At 71.4% G+C, this 13,633-nt stretch carries 11 protein-coding genes; 5 read left to right on the top strand and 6 right to left on the bottom strand.

Annotated features, from left to right (window positions below; genetic code table 11):
• Nucleotides 1–153: 153 nt before the first annotated feature.
• From M3E84_RS01635 to M3E84_RS01650, 4 genes are all read right to left on the bottom strand, one after another.
• Nucleotides 154–1,917, bottom strand: coding sequence for a DUF885 domain-containing protein (locus M3E84_RS01635; protein WP_259894266.1), 1,764 nt, complete (start codon nucleotides 1,915–1,917; stop codon nucleotides 154–156).
• Between the two features lie 65 nt (nucleotides 1,918–1,982).
• Nucleotides 1,983–2,240, bottom strand: a complete 258-nt coding sequence (locus M3E84_RS01640) for an acyl-CoA carboxylase subunit epsilon (protein ID WP_259894267.1) — start codon at nucleotides 2,238–2,240, stop codon at nucleotides 1,983–1,985.
• Nucleotides 2,237–3,820: an acyl-CoA carboxylase subunit beta gene (locus tag M3E84_RS01645; protein ID WP_259894268.1), complete on the bottom strand. Its 1,584-nt coding sequence runs from the start codon at nucleotides 3,818–3,820 to the stop codon at nucleotides 2,237–2,239. Before M3E84_RS01645 ends, M3E84_RS01640 begins: the two co-directional genes overlap by 4 nt.
• Nucleotides 3,821–3,958: 138 nt before the next feature.
• The gene (locus tag M3E84_RS01650) at nucleotides 3,959–4,243 is read right to left on the bottom strand and encodes a YciI family protein (RefSeq protein WP_259894269.1); all 285 of its coding nucleotides are present in this window, start codon (nucleotides 4,241–4,243) and stop codon (nucleotides 3,959–3,961) included.
• Nucleotides 4,244–4,498: 255 nt separating this feature from the next.
• Here M3E84_RS01650 and M3E84_RS01655 point away from each other — a divergent pair, with 255 nt between their 5' ends.
• From M3E84_RS01655 to M3E84_RS01670, 4 genes are all read left to right on the top strand, one after another.
• Nucleotides 4,499–5,386, top strand: coding sequence for a biotin--[acetyl-CoA-carboxylase] ligase (locus tag M3E84_RS01655; RefSeq protein WP_259894271.1), 888 nt, complete (start codon nucleotides 4,499–4,501; stop codon nucleotides 5,384–5,386).
• Nucleotides 5,383–5,994 carry a hypothetical protein gene (locus M3E84_RS01660; RefSeq protein ID WP_259894272.1) on the top strand — a complete coding sequence of 204 codons (612 nt, stop codon included), beginning with the start codon at nucleotides 5,383–5,385 and terminating at the stop codon, nucleotides 5,992–5,994. Before M3E84_RS01655 ends, M3E84_RS01660 begins: the two co-directional genes overlap by 4 nt.
• 100 nt (nucleotides 5,995–6,094) lie before the next feature.
• Nucleotides 6,095–7,516, top strand: a complete 1,422-nt coding sequence (locus tag M3E84_RS01665) for an adenylate/guanylate cyclase domain-containing protein (RefSeq protein WP_259894273.1) — start codon at nucleotides 6,095–6,097, stop codon at nucleotides 7,514–7,516.
• A complete protein-coding gene (locus tag M3E84_RS01670) occupies nucleotides 7,513–8,634 on the top strand; it encodes a PP2C family serine/threonine-protein phosphatase (protein ID WP_259894274.1) in 1,122 nt (373 codons plus the stop codon). Before M3E84_RS01665 ends, M3E84_RS01670 begins: the two co-directional genes overlap by 4 nt.
• 524 nt (nucleotides 8,635–9,158) lie before the next feature.
• Here M3E84_RS01670 and M3E84_RS01675 read toward each other — a convergent pair.
• Both M3E84_RS01675 and M3E84_RS01680 read right to left on the bottom strand, forming a co-directional pair.
• Entirely contained in the window at nucleotides 9,159–11,324 is a 2,166-nt protein-coding gene (locus tag M3E84_RS01675; protein WP_259894276.1) for an acyl-CoA dehydrogenase, read from the bottom strand.
• 93 nt (nucleotides 11,325–11,417) lie between these two features.
• Nucleotides 11,418–12,140, bottom strand: a complete 723-nt coding sequence (locus tag M3E84_RS01680; RefSeq protein ID WP_259894279.1) for a TetR/AcrR family transcriptional regulator — start codon at nucleotides 12,138–12,140, stop codon at nucleotides 11,418–11,420.
• Between the two features lie 92 nt (nucleotides 12,141–12,232).
• Between M3E84_RS01680 and M3E84_RS01685 the strand changes: the two genes are divergently transcribed.
• Complete coding sequence (locus M3E84_RS01685; protein WP_259894282.1) at nucleotides 12,233–13,609, top strand: acetyl-CoA C-acetyltransferase; 1,377 nt, start codon at nucleotides 12,233–12,235, stop codon at nucleotides 13,607–13,609.
• The last annotated feature ends 24 nt before the right edge of the window (nucleotides 13,610–13,633 follow it).

Below are 13,633 nucleotides of genomic sequence, written 5' to 3' on the forward strand. Positions count from 1 at the left end.
ATTCGCGGTGAGGTTCCCCACCAGCTCTCAGGGGAACATCAGCTCCATGCATGGCGTTGGGATCGCCCCTCATGCCGCGCCTACGTGCGACAGCGCGCCTCAGCCTCCGGAAGGCGCATGGAGGCACGCAGGGGCGGGAGGTTGGTCCAGGATCTAGAGGCTCAGGGCGTAGTCCAGGGTGTCCAGGCCCACGGAGCCGATGCTCAGGGCTCGGCAGTGGAAGCGTGGCAGATCGAAGTCCGCGCCCTCCGCGGCCGCCGCGCGGTCCCGGGCACGCTCCCAGGCCTCCATTCCCAGCGAGTACGACGGCGCCTGGCCCGGCCAGCCCATGTAGCGCATCCATTCGAATCGCAGGCTGTCCTCGTCCATCACGATATTGCGGCGCAGGAATGACCAGCCGTCCTCGGGCGTCCACGTCCGCCCGGGCTCGGCGCCGCCCAGGAGGTCGTCGAGCTCGGCGGGGACCTGGAACCCGCAGTGGAAGCCGATGTCGAAGACCACGCGCGCCGCGCGCATCCGCTGCGCGTTGAGCATGCCCATGCGGTCTCCGTCGTCGTCGAAGAACCTGAGCTGGGCCATCAGCCGCTCGGCGTACAGCGCCCAGCCCTCGCCGTGCCCTGCGACCCACAGCCCGAGCCGTCGCCACAGGTTGAGGTGCTCGCCGTGGACGACCACGTGGGAGAACTGCAGGTGATGCCCGGGCACGCCCTCGTGGTAGACGGTCGTGCGCTCGCCCCAGGTGCGGAAGACCTCCTTGCCCTCGGGAACGGACCACCACATGCGCCCGGGTCGGCGGAAGTCGGCCGAGGGCGGCGTGTAGTAGATCCCGCCGTCTGAGGTGGGCGCGATCCGGCACTCGAGCCGGCGCATCTGCTCGGTGATCTCGAAGTGGCTGCCGGCCAGGGCGTCCATGGCGTGCTCGGTGACACCCTCCATCCACGACAGCAGCTGGTGCCGGCCGTGCAGCTGCCGGTGGGGGTCGGCGTCCAGCGCGTCCATGGCCGCCCGGACCAGGCCGTCGCCGGAGTGCTCGGGCAGGATCCGACGGGCGATCCTGCGCATCTCGTCGTCGATCCGCCGCAGCAGGTCGATGCCCCAGGCGTAGGTCTGGGCGGGATCCGGCTGCATTCCGGTGAACTGCTCGAGGCGCAGGCGGTACTCGTCGGCGCCCACCGCCATCTCCTGCGGCGCGCCGCTCGAGAGCTCGCGCAGCGCCTGGGCGAAACCGGTGTAGGCCTCGCGCGCCCGCTCGACCCCGGAGTAGATGCTCCGACGAAGCTCGGGCGGCAGCTGGACCACGCGGGAGGAGCGGGCCAGGTTCAGGAACGACCCGACGGGGGAGGCGTAGCCCTCGGCCAGCCGCGCGGCGTTGGACAGCTGGGCTGCGGCGGTGACGGGGCCGTGGACCTGCTGGTGACGCACTCCGGCGATCGCCGAGTCCACGGCATCCGGGACGCAGCGCAGCTGGTGCTCGATGACCTCCCAGTCCTGCTCGGTGCGCTTGGGCAGGTTGTCGAAGGCCTCGCGGATCTTCTGCACGGGCGAGGAGATGTTGTTGATCCGCGTGCCGGACAGCCCGGCCTGGTGCAGGCGGGTCTGGAGACCGAGCTGGGCGCTCAGCGCGTGCGCAGTGACCCGGTCGACGTCATCCACCGGCTCGGTGCGCTCCAGCGCCTCGGCGGCGCGGCGGACGACCTCGAACTCGGCCTCTACGCCCTCGGGGCTGGCATCCCGGTAGCCCCAGCCGTGATCGGGTGCGCCGAGCTCGATGGCCCAGGCGGGATCCAGGCGCAGGAGGCTGCGGAAGTACTCGTCGGCCACGGTGTCCATGGCGGTGGGCAGGCGCTTCGGGGGCGCCGTCGAAGGCCCCTTCCCGGGCTCTGAACGGGCAGGGGCGGGCGGGGAGGACTCGGGCATGGCCCGAGTGTAGGCGGGCGGCAGGAGGCCTCAGCCCACTGCCGAGATCTCCGAGGGCAGTCGGCTCACCGGAACGGCATGGTCCGCCGCCATGCTCCGCGGCCCGGCCGCAGCCGCAGGCCCAGGCGCGCGCGGCGGTTCTGGGCGCGTCGTCCGGTCGTGCTGCCGGCGGCCTTCTCGGTCTCCGCGGTGGCGGAGAGGATCACGGCGGTGACCGCCGCGATCTCCTCGGGCGTGGGGCTGCCGCCGACGAACTGCAGCAAGGGGGTCGCCTGCTCGCCGTGGTGCGACCCGCTGCGGGTCTCGGTCTGTGCGGCGCTCACAGCGGGATGTTCCCGTGCTTCTTGGCGGGAGTGGAGGCGCGCTTGTCACGCAGGCCCCGCAGCCCCCGGACGATGTTCTCGCGGGTCTCCGACGGAGCGATCACCCCATCCACATAGCCGAGCTGCGTGGCCTGGTACGGGTTGAGCAGGTGCTCCTCGTACTGGGTGATCAGCTCCTGGCGCTTGGCCTCGACGTCCTCGCCGGCCTCGGCGGCGGCCTTGAGATCGCGGCGGTAGAGGATCTCCACGGCCCCGGAGGCGCCCATCACGCCGATCTGGGCGGTGGGCCAGGCCAGGTTGATGTCCGCTCCGAGCTTCTTGGAGCCCATCACGATGTACGCACCGCCGTAGGCCTTGCGCGTGATCACGGTGATCAGCGGGACCGTGGCCTCGGCGTAGGCATAGAGCAGCTTGGCGCCGCGGCGGATGATGCCGTTGAACTCCTGGTCCGTGCCCGGCAGGAAGCCGGGGACGTCCACGAGCGTGAGGATCGGGATGTTGAAGGCATCGCAGTGGCGCACGAAGCGCGCGGCCTTCTCCGAGGCGGCGATGTCCAGCGTGCCGGCGAACTGCATGGGCTGATTCGCCACGATGCCGATCGTGTGGCCCTCCACGCGGGCGTAGCCGATCAGCACCGACGGCGCGTAGAGCTCCTGCATCTCCAGGAAGTGCCCGTCGTCGACGACGGCGGCGATGACATCGCGCATGTCGTACGGCTGGTTCGCGGAGTCCGGGATCAGCTCGTCGAGTGCGAGGTCGTCCTCGGTGGGCTCGGGACCCTGGTCATGATCGAGCAGAGGGGCCTCGGCCAGGTTGTTCGAGGGCAGGAATTCGAGCAGCTCCCGCAGGAAGTCCAGGGCGTCGGTCTCGTCCTCGGCCAGGTAGGTGGCGGTGCCGGTGACCTCGTTGTGCTGACGCGCCCCGCCCAGGGTCTCCATGTCCACCTCCTCGCCGGTGACGGTCTTGATGACGTCCGGTCCGGTGATGAACATGTGGGAGGTCTGATCGACCATGATGATGTAGTCGGTCAGCGCGGGGGAGTAGGCCGCACCGCCGGCGCACGGGCCCATGATCAGCGAGATCTGGGGGATCACGCCCGAGGCCCGCACGTTCATGTTGAAGATGTCGGCGAACATGGCCAGTGAGGCCACGCCCTCCTGGATGCGCGCGCCGCCGCCGTCGTTGATGCCGATCAGCGGGCAGCCGTTCTTCAGCGCGAACTTCTGCGCCTTGACGATCTTCTCGCCGTTGGCCTCCGACAGCGACCCGCCCAGCACGGTGAAGTCCTGCGAGTAGACGACCACCTGGCGGCCGTCGACGGTTCCGTAGCCGGTGACCACGCCGTCGCCGGCGAACTTCTTGGACTCCATGCCGAACGCTGTGCTGCGGTGCTCGCGCAGGGCGTCGAACTCCACGAACGAGCCCGGGTCCAGCAGCTGCTCCACGCGCTCGCGGGCGGTCCCCTTGCCGCGGGCGCGCTGGCGCTCGAGCGCGGCCTCCCCGGCCGGGGCGTACGAGCGCTCGCGGCGCTCGCGGAAATCGGCGATCTTGCCCGCGGTCGTGGACAGGTCGTGGGTCATGGCACCTCAGAGCTCAGATGGGGCGGATTCGGGCGGGAACTGCTGGCCAGTCTAGGGACGGGGCGTGCGGGACCCCTTTGTGGAGGACCTACAAGGTCGAGCGGATTCGGACTCTCTGAACGGACTCGAGCGACGTGCTCAGGCGAGCTCGCCGATCACGACCTTCCAGGGCCGCGCGCTGCGCTCGGTGATCACGCCGACCTCCAGCAGGGGGTCGGGATCCAGCGCGGCCAGTGCGGACTCCGGATCCTCGGCGCGCAGCAGCAGCAGAGCGCCTGCGGGCTGGTCGTCGTCGTACGGGCCCGAGGCCACCAGGGCCCCGGAATCGTGCAGCTGTGCGAGGAACTCGCGGTGCCGGGGCCGGTGCTCGGCCAACTCCTGCGGGTCCCCGCCGTAGACGTAGGTGACGGCGATGATCGCCATGGTGCCCTCCTGCCATGCTCGACGGCGAGCAGTCAGCGGATTCCCGGGAAGTCACCTGCAGGCGCTCCGGGGCCCCGACTACTACTGTGTGTGGAATGAACATAGCGGGCCGCCCGGACGCCGCGAGCGACCACGCAGCGAATGTCGGCCCAAAGATGGTCGGCCGCGTGCGGCTCGTGGACCCAGGCGCTGATAGCGCAGGCGCGCTGCCGAGCCCGGCTTCCGCATGAGGCGAGGACCGAGACAGGAGCGACCATGACACCCACGGACAACCGGGCCCAGGCCGCCGCCCCTCTGCTCGACGATGCCCAGACCGACCGGATCGCGGAAGTCCTGCGCACACCGTTCGAGGTCCTGTCGGTAGTCCCCTCGACCAACGACGAGCTGGTCGAGCGCGCCCAGCGCGCCGCCCGCACCGGCCGCCCGCTTCCCGATCTGAGCCTGCTGGCTGCAGAGCATCAGTCCGCAGGACGCGGGCGGCTGGACCGGCAATGGGTCACCGGGCCCGGCGAGGCCCTGACCTTCTCCTTGCTGCTGCGCCCGGCGCGCGGGTCGGGCTCCACAGCTGTGGCCCTGCCGACGCAGAGCTTCCCGTGGCTGACCATGCTGCTGGCCGCGGCGATCGCCCAGACCCTGCGCGGGCAGGGCATCGCGGCGTCCCTCAAGTGGCCCAACGACGTCCTCGTGGAGACCGGCGGCGGTTCCCGGAAGATCTGCGGCGTGCTCGCCTCCCTCGTGGTCCACGACGGCTCCGCCCCGGCTCTGGTGCTGGGCGCCGGGCTGAACGTGGCCGCCGCTCCGGAGGGCGCTGCCAGCGTGCGCGGCGAGGGCTCGGAGGCCTCGCGCGGGGACCTGCTCGTGGAGATCCTCGAGCGCTTCACCTGCCTCTACCGGCTGTTCGCCGAGTCCCCGGAGTCGCTGAGCGGATCGGGTGAGCTGCGCGAGGAGGTCGAGCAGCTGCTGTCCACGCTCGGTCGCCGTGTGCGCGCCGAGATGCCCGGCGGGCGAGCCCCCCTCGAAGGCGTGGCTGCGGGGCTGGATGAGCACGGCGCGCTGCTGATCGACCACGACGGCGGGCGCACCGCCGTCTCCGCCGCGGACGTGGTGCACCTGCGACCGGTCGAGGAAGGAGATCGAGCATGAGCTCACGACTCGAGCTCGGCCCCGGCGAGCAGGTGGTGGTCTCCACACGAGCCCACGCCAGCAAGCTGTGGCGGCCCCTGGCGGTGCTCGTGATCGCCGTGTTCCTGCATTCGCTGCTGCAGCGGGCCCTCGAGGTCCGCTGGCGTCCCATGGACCGGCCGTGGACGAGCGTCCACACCGTCCTGGGCTGGGTCGTGACGCTGCTGCTGGTCCTGGTGATCCTGCTGGCCGTGCTGCGCCCGCTGATCCGCTGGGCGCGCACCCGCTTCGTGCTCACGGATCAGCGGCTGATGCTGCTGGGCCCGTCGGCGCCGTCCGGGGGTGTGCGGATCCCGCTGGCCTGGCTCGTGGAGGTGCATGGCAGCAGGGCCCGCGGGCCCATGGGCGCGGCCGGGATCGGCACGCTGAGCGCGGACTTCGGCCAGGCGGGGATCCTGCGGCTGGGGCACTCGCCGAGCGTCGAGGAGTTCGCCGGGCTGATCCAGGAGAAGGCCGCGCGCTTCCGCAGCCCGCAGGGCCCGGGCTTCGTCGCTCCATCCCATGGGTGGAGCCACCAGTCCCCGGCCGGGTATCCTCCGGCGGGGTCGAGCACAGGGGCCGCATGGTGACCGGCGCGTGCACAGCGGCCGGGCACGGCATCCCGACGATGTGCGCGGCAGCGGCCTCCGGGGCCGCACGGACCTGCCGAACCAGTGGAAGGAGCGCAGCGTGACAGATCGCGATCCTTCACGACCCGGGACGCAGTCCTGGTTCTCCCGACTGCGCGGGGGCTCCCGGCCTGCGGCTTCAGAGGGAGCTTCGAAGCGCCCCGCCGAGGCGCCGCGCACCGCGGCGCCCTCCGATTCGGATGCCCGCGCGGAGTCCGCATCCTCCGGCGCGGTCAGCACGCGCGAGCTGCCCGTCGTGGGTCCCGGGGCCACCGGACTTCAGCCGGCGCCGAGCGCCGGGGACAGGACCGACGCCTCCGCCGAGCCCCAGGAAGACTCGGACGACGACCAGGCCTTCGAGGATCCCAGGGTCGGCCCGCAGACCGCAGCGATCAACCTCAACTTGCACAACCCGGTGCAGGCCGATGCCTATGGCTCCCCGGAGTCCCGCGAGGCCTTCCATCGCCTGGAGCACGCTCTGCTGGGCGGTGAGCGCACCATGGACCGCAAGCGCGCCGCCCACGCCGGAGGGCTGTCCATCCTCAGCGCCCGCAAGATCTGGCGAGCCATGGGCTTCCCCAACATGAGTGCCGACGAGGTCTACTTCACGCAGCGCGACAGCCAGGCCCTGCGCCGGATCTCGGGGATCGTCGAATCGGATCAGCTCTCCGAGGAGGCGGCGCTGTCGCTGATCCGGGCCATGGCGCAGATGACCGACCGCATGGTCGTCTGGCAGGTCGAAGCCATCGTCGAGGACCTCGTGATGAACCGCGGATACTCGGATGCAGAGGCTCGGCAGGAGCTGCTCGAGCTGCTGCCGCGGATCCAGCAGGACCTTGAGGACCTGCTGCTCTACACCTGGCGCCGCCAGCTCAACGGCGCCGTCCAGCGCCTGGCCATGCGCCAGGAGAGGCCCATGGATGCGCCTCAGCCGGATGAGGTGGGCGACGAGTCCGCCTCGCTGCCGCTGGCCCGCGGGATCGGCTTCGCGGACATGGTCTCCTTCACGACCTTGTCCCGGAAGATGAACGAGCGCACTCTCGCGGCTCTCGTGCAGCGCTTCGAGCAGCGCTGCGCGGAGATCATCTCCGCAGGCGGGGGCCGTCTCATCAAGACCATCGGCGACGAGGTCATGTACATGTCGGAGTCCCCGGAGGAGGGCGCGCTGATCGCGCTGGCGCTGCGACGTGCCATCCTGGAGGACCCCGAGCTGCCCAAGACACGGGTCGGATTCGTCTGGGGGCGGGTCCTCCCGCGCCTCGGCGATCTCTACGGGCCCACCGTGAACCTGGCCTCGCGACTCGTCGCGCTGGCCGAGCCCGGGGGCGTCCTCGTCGACGCCTCCACGGCCTCCGTCCTGGAGGACGACGACAGATTCATCCTGGCCGCGCAGCCGCCGCAGAGCGTGCGAGGCTTCGGCGACGTCCGCCCCGTGCGGCTCACCGCTGGGACCGGCCTCCAACTGGAAGTTGACTACGAATGAGTGCTCCGCTCGTCATCAGAGCAGGCGCCGCGACCGACCGCGGTCGTCACCGGGAGACCAACGAGGACTCGCTCGTGGTCACCCGGACCATGTGCGCGGTCGCCGACGGCATGGGCGGCCATGAGGCGGGCGAGGTGGCCTCGGCCATGGCCGTGCGCACCTTGGGCGGCTCCCCGCTGTTCAGCGCCGGCAAGCCGTCAGAGGTCGAGGTGCCCGCCGAGCCCGAGCCGCCGGAGGACGTGGCCCGGTTCCGCGAGCGGATCGAGCGCGAGATGAAGCTCGATCCGCAGATCCCTGCGGAGGCTCTCGAGCTGGTGCGCAAGCTGCGTGCCGTGCTGCACCAGGCCGACAGCTCGATCCAGGACGAGCTCGGCGGGCGCGCAGGCACCACCGTCACCGGCGCCTGGCTGGTCGAGATGGAGGGAGAGCCCTTCTGGGTGGTCTTCAACATCGGCGACTCGCGCACCTATCGGCTGCTGCGTCCGCAGGGAGAGCCCCCCGCGCCGGATCACGCCGCGGTCGCCAAGCGGGCCACGGATCAGTTCTCCGCCTACAAGGAGGCGGGAGTGGAGGTCACGGACGTCATCCCGATCTCCGACGAGCGCGTGGAGCCGCCGCAGCAGGTCGGCCTGGGGGAGGGCTCCTCCACCGAGCGCCTCACCCCCGTGCCGGGCGCGCCGGAGGCCCCGCAGCCTGAGCTGCAGCAGATCACGGTGGATCACTCGGAGGTCCAGTACCTGGTCTCGATCGGGCAGATCACCCCGGCCCAGGCCATGATCCACCCGCGTCGCAACGTGATCACACGGGCACTGGGCACCGGCCAGGTCTGGGAGCCGGACGTGTGGGTCCTGCCGGCAGAGGCGGGGGATCGCCTGGTGCTGTGCTCCGACGGGCTCACCGGGGAGGTCTCCGTGGCCCATATCGCCCGCGTGGTGCACTCGGTGCCCCACCCCAAGGAGGCCGCCGACGTCCTGGTCAACGCCACCCTGCGCACCGGGGCTCGGGACAACGTGACCGTGATCGTCGCCGATGCCGTGAGCTCTCGGCCGGCCGATGAGGACACCACCACGTTCGTGCCGATCGAGCTGCGCCACGAGCTGGACGGCGGCGCCGCCTAGGTCCGACGTCGATCAGGCCGGCGGCGCCGTGCTGCCCTGGCCCCCCTGATAACCGCCGCCCCCGCCCCCATTGAGTGGCGCCGTGGTGTGCGCTGGAGCTCCTCGCTCCGCCGAGTGGCCCCGGGGTGTGCGCTGCCGCGTCCTGACGGACACTCCGACGCCACTCGACGGAGCAGGGCACATCACAGCGCCACTGGGTGGGGGATGCGACACCACAGCGCCGCTCGATGACGGCGTCGAGGAGGCCAGAGCGCATCGAACGGCCGATTCCTCACCCCACCTCGATCCAGCGGCCGTTTCGTCACCGTCTCAGCGCGGAAGCGGTGGATCTTCGGCTGGTCGATGCCATAGCGGGCCGGATTCGGCCACTGGATGTCGCCGAGGGCTCGACAGCGCGCACCCAGCAGCTGGGGCTGCGCAGCAGGCGGCGGCTGCGGGCACGGGGCGAGGCCCCGCGACATCTGTCCCGGGGCCTCGTTGTGTGGGCTGGGCCTGTGCTCGCCGGGCACGACCAGCCGGTGCGCTCACATGGACTCGAGCGGCTTGTCCAGCGTGGGATCGGCCTGCGCGGGAGACTGCTCATCGGCACTGGGGCGCTCGGCATCCGAGGCGTCCTGGTCGGAGCCCTCCGCCGAGGCTGCCTGACCGGTGGCCTCGAGGGCGGCGCGGTAGTCTGCGGCCTCCTGCTGGCGCTCGGCCTCTGCGCCCGAGGCGATCTTGGCGCGCAGCAGCTCCTGCGGGAAGTCGAAGGCCGCGACCACGTCCATGATGTGCGGACGCAGGCGTCCGACCAGGCGCTGCAGGTAGGCGTCGATCATGCGTCCGCGCATCAGCGACAGGCGGCCGTGGGCCAGGTACCAGTCCAGGTTCTCGTCGATGATGCTCAGTCCGAACAGGTCGCGCAGCCAGATCATGACCTGGCGGGTGCCGTCGTCGTCGATCTCGTCGAGGGCGCGGGTGAAGGCCTCCCACTGCAGCAGGTGGCCGTGGGCTCGGGCGGCCTCGATGAGGCGGTTCTGGTTGCGGTCGAAGGCATCGGCGGCCGCCTGCGGGTCGGAGCGGTCCGCGCCGCGCATGTTCTCTGCGGCCTCCTCGACCATGGTGCGCACGCGGTCCGAGAGCAGGCCGTGCTGCGTCTCCGGGTCGCGCAGGAAGTTCACCGAGCGGCGAGGATCGCCGGTGTCGCGCAGGACCTGGGAGAGCCCGCGCAGCCCGGAGCGGGAGAACGTGGTCTCGGCGGCCCGGCTGGCGGCCCACCGGGCCTTGCCCGCGGCCGGCAGTGAGGAGATGCCCTTGGCGAAGTCGCCGAGCAGGCGCTTGGCCACCAGCTGCATCAGCACCGTGTTGTCGCCCTCGAAGGTCGCGTAGACATCCAGGTCCGCGCGCAGCCCGGTGAGGCGGTTCTCGGACAGGAATCCGGCGCCGCCGCAGGCCTCGCGGCACTCCTGCAGGGAGTCCAGGGCCAGGCGGGTGGAGGTGGCCTTGAGCGCGGCGGCCATGGTCTCGAGGTCCTGGCGGGACTCGTCGGTGTCGTTGCGCCCGGAGAAGACGCCGTCGAAGGCCTCGAGCAGCTCGTCGTGGGCGAAGCCGGCCGCCAGCACCTTGGCGACCAGCGGGAACAGGCGGCGCTGGTGCTGGTGGTAGTCCAGCAGCACCTGCTCCTGCTGGCCCTTGACCGGGGCGAACTGACGGCGCTGCGAGGCATAGGTCAGGGCGATGTCCAGACCGGCGCGCGCGGCGATCACCGAGGCCCCGTCGAGGGAGACGCGGCCCTGGACCAGGGTGCCGAGCATCGTGAAGAAGCGCCGGCCCGGGGACTCGATGGGGGAGGTGTAGGTGCCGTCCTCGTCCACGTGGCCGTAGCGGTCGAGCAGGTTCTCCCGCGGGACGCGGACGTGGTCGAAATGCAGGCGGCCGTTGTCGATGCCGTTGAGCCCGCCCTTGTGGCCGTCGTCCTCGCCGCCGACACCGGGCAGGAACTCTCCCTGGTCATCGCGCAGCGGCACGAACAGGGCGTGGACGCCGTGGTTCACCTCGTCGACGATCAGCTGGGCGAACACGACGGCTGCGCGGCCGTGCAGGGCGGCGTTGCCGAGGTAGTCCTTCCAGGCCCCGCGGTGGGGCGTGTGGATCTCGAACTCCTGCGTGCCGGGGTCGTAGGTGGCGGTGGTGGCGATCGAGGCCACATCCGAGCCGTGGCCTGTCTCCGTCATGGCGAAGGCGCCCGGGATCTTCAAGGACCAGATGTCCTGCAGCCAGCGCTGGTGGTGCTGCTCGGTGCCCAGGTTCACGACGGCGGAGCCGAACAGGCCCCACTGCACGCCGGCCTTGATCTGCAGCGACGGGTCCGCCAGCACGAACTCCTCGAAGCCCGAGAGGTAGGAGGCGGGATCGCCCGAGCCGCCTAGTGAGGCGGGCAGCCCCGCGCGGACGGCGTCCGATTCGGCCAGGATCGACAGATTGGCGAAGGTCTTCTCGCGGTGCTCGGACCAGTGCGTGCCGGGGGCGATGTGCAGGCGCGGGTCGGCGGCCAGGCGCCGGGCCTGGCGGCGCTGCTCGGCCCAGCGCCCGGCCAGGATGTCGCGCAGGACGTCGTGGTCGACGATGGCGCTCTCTGCGGCAGGGTCCAGGTGAGGGCCGGCTGCCTGCTCGGCGGCTGCGGTGGTGCTCTTCTCGGCGATGGTGGTCATGGTGTCCTCCTGCGGTGGATCGGCTCGGCCGCTGTGCGGCCTGTCGGGAGTGCTGGGACGGTTCAGTGCGAGTTCGAGTGAGAGGACGACGGCTCAGGGCGAGGCGCGCGCCGGAGTCTGGGGCCCGGCTGCTTGGGAGCCCGGCGGGGCCGTGCCGGCAATGACCCAGCCGGTGACGATCTCCACGAACTCGTCGAGCTGCGGGCGCTCGGCACGGCTGCGTTCCTCCGCCTCGACGAGGCTCCAGGACTCGCCGGCTCCGCGGGCCATCCCGACGACTCCGGCGGCCCAGTAGCGGGCCATCGCGGGGTCGAGCCAGCGCTCGGACGGCGCATGGCGGCGGTGCGCCTCCACGAGCAGATCTGCGACGGCGGCGGCGAAGCGGCCCACGGGGTCCTCGCCCGAGCTGTCGGTCCCCTGCGTCACGAAGCGGTAGACGTCCGGGCCGTTCTCGAGCTGCCAGAGGTACTGCTCCACGATGGTGCGGATCGAGGCGCGGAACGACGGAGCCTCCGCGGCCGCGCTGCGCATGCGACGGGCCATGCGCTCGACCACGTAGCTCGCCAGCTCGCGGCGCAGGCCCTCCTTGTCCTTGAAGTAGCGGTAGAAGACCGACTTGGACGTGCTGCAGGCCGCGGCGATCTCCGCCATGGAGGCGCCCGGGCCCAGCTCGGCGACGGCCTGACGGGACAGCCGCAGCAGCTCGAGGCGGCGCTGCTCCCGGTGGCGGTTCCACCGGCGGGCGCGGCCATCGGCCTGCTGCGGGTCCTCGGAGGCCCCGAGGCGGCTGCGTTCCTTCACGGCTGAGCGGTTCACGATACCGAGAGTATCAGGTACTCTCGGTATCACGTGACCCAGATCGCAGAAAGATGCGCGATCGACCGATCCTCGACCCACAGGAGATCCGCATGACCGCCTCTGCAGCCTCCGAGCCCGTGCCCACCCCCGCCGACCTCGCCCGCCGCGCCGAGGATTCCGCGCCCCGTCTGCGCTCCGCGTGGGTCGTGGCCGGTGACCGCATCCCGTTCGCCAAGGCCGGCGGCGCCTACGCACAGGCCTCCGTCCAGGAGATGTTCACCGCCGTGCTCGACGGCCTCGTCGCGCGCACCGGACTGTCCGGACAGCGCCTGGGCGCTGTCGCAGGCGGCGCGGTGCTCAAGCAGCCCAAGGGCTTCAACATGGTCCGCGAGTCCGTGCTGGGCTCCGCGCTGGATCCGCGCACCCCTGGCATCGACGTCCAGATGGCCTGCGCCACCGGCATGGAGACCACCTCGCTGATCGCGAACAAGATCCGCTGCGGCCAGATCGACGTCGGGATCGCCGGCGGTGCGGACTCCGCCTCGGACGCCCCCATCGTCGTGGGGGAGGGCCTGCGGCGCGTGCTGCTCGAGCTGAACTACGCCAAGACCACTGGCGCCAAGCTCAAGGCCCTGTCCAAGCTGCGCCCCGGTGATCTTGTACCCGTGGCCCCCGGCGTGGCCGAGCCGCGCACGGGCCTGTCCATGGGCGAGTCGCAGGCGATCACCGGCAAGAAGTGGGGCGTGACCCGCAAGGCGCAGGACGAGCTGGCCGCTGCCAGCCACCAGAACCTCGCCGCCGCCTGGGACCGCGGCTTCTTCGACGACCTCGTCACCCCGTTCCGCGGCGTCCGCCGAGACACCCCGCTGCGCCCGGACACCACCGCGCAGAAGCTCGCCGGTCTCTCCCCGGTGTTCGGCAAGTCCCTGGGCGAGGCCACCATGACGGCTGGCAACTCGACCCCCATGACCGACGGCGCCTCGGCCGTCCTGCTGGCCTCGGAGGACTGGGCACGCGAGCACAAGATGCCCCGCCTGGCCGAGATCGTGGACGTCGAATCGGCGGCCGTGGACTTCGTCGACGGCGACGAGGGCCTGCTCATGGCTCCGGCCTACGCCATGCCGCGCCTGCTGGCGCGCCAGGGCCTGCGTCTGCAGGACGTCGATCTGGTCGAGATCCACGAGGCCTTCGCCTCCACAGTCGTGGCCACCCTGACCGCCTGGGAGGACGAGCAGTTCTGCCGCGAGCGCCTGGGCCTCGACGAGCCGGTCGGGCCTGTCGACCGCTCTCGCCTCAACGTCAACGGCTCCTCGCTGGCGGCCGGGCACCCCTTCGCCGCCACCGGCACGCGCATCGTGGCCTCGCTGGCCAAGGAGCTCAAGGCCCGCGCCGTCGAGCAGGGCCGTCCCACCACCGGCGTGATCTCCGTGTGCGCCGCCGGCGGCCAGGGCGTCGTCGCCCTGCTGCGCGCCCAGCCGCAGGACTGAAGCCCGCGCCGGAACGCCGACCTC

Source organism: Kocuria sp. p3-SID1428 (assembly GCF_025149945.1).
Lineage (GTDB): Bacteria > Actinomycetota > Actinomycetes > Actinomycetales > Micrococcaceae > Kocuria.

What these genes read in the sequence shown, in the direction of transcription:
- M3E84_RS01635 (WP_259894266.1), bottom strand. Translation starts at nt 1,917, where the DNA reads ATGCCCGAGTCCTCCCCGCCCGCCCCTGCCCGTTCAGAGCCCGGGAAG.
- M3E84_RS01645 (WP_259894268.1), bottom strand. Translation starts at nt 3,820, where the DNA reads ATGACCCACGACCTGTCCACGACCGCGGGCAAGATCGCCGATTTCCGC.
- M3E84_RS01650 (WP_259894269.1), bottom strand. Translation starts at nt 4,243, where the DNA reads ATGGCGATCATCGCCGTCACCTACGTCTACGGCGGGGACCCGCAGGAG.
- M3E84_RS01655 (WP_259894271.1), top strand. Translation starts at nt 4,499, where the DNA reads ATGACACCCACGGACAACCGGGCCCAGGCCGCCGCCCCTCTGCTCGAC.
- M3E84_RS01660 (WP_259894272.1), top strand. Translation starts at nt 5,383, where the DNA reads ATGAGCTCACGACTCGAGCTCGGCCCCGGCGAGCAGGTGGTGGTCTCC.
- M3E84_RS01670 (WP_259894274.1), top strand. Translation starts at nt 7,513, where the DNA reads ATGAGTGCTCCGCTCGTCATCAGAGCAGGCGCCGCGACCGACCGCGGT.
- M3E84_RS01675 (WP_259894276.1), bottom strand. Translation starts at nt 11,324, where the DNA reads ATGACCACCATCGCCGAGAAGAGCACCACCGCAGCCGCCGAGCAGGCA.
- M3E84_RS01685 (WP_259894282.1), top strand. Translation starts at nt 12,233, where the DNA reads ATGACCGCCTCTGCAGCCTCCGAGCCCGTGCCCACCCCCGCCGACCTC.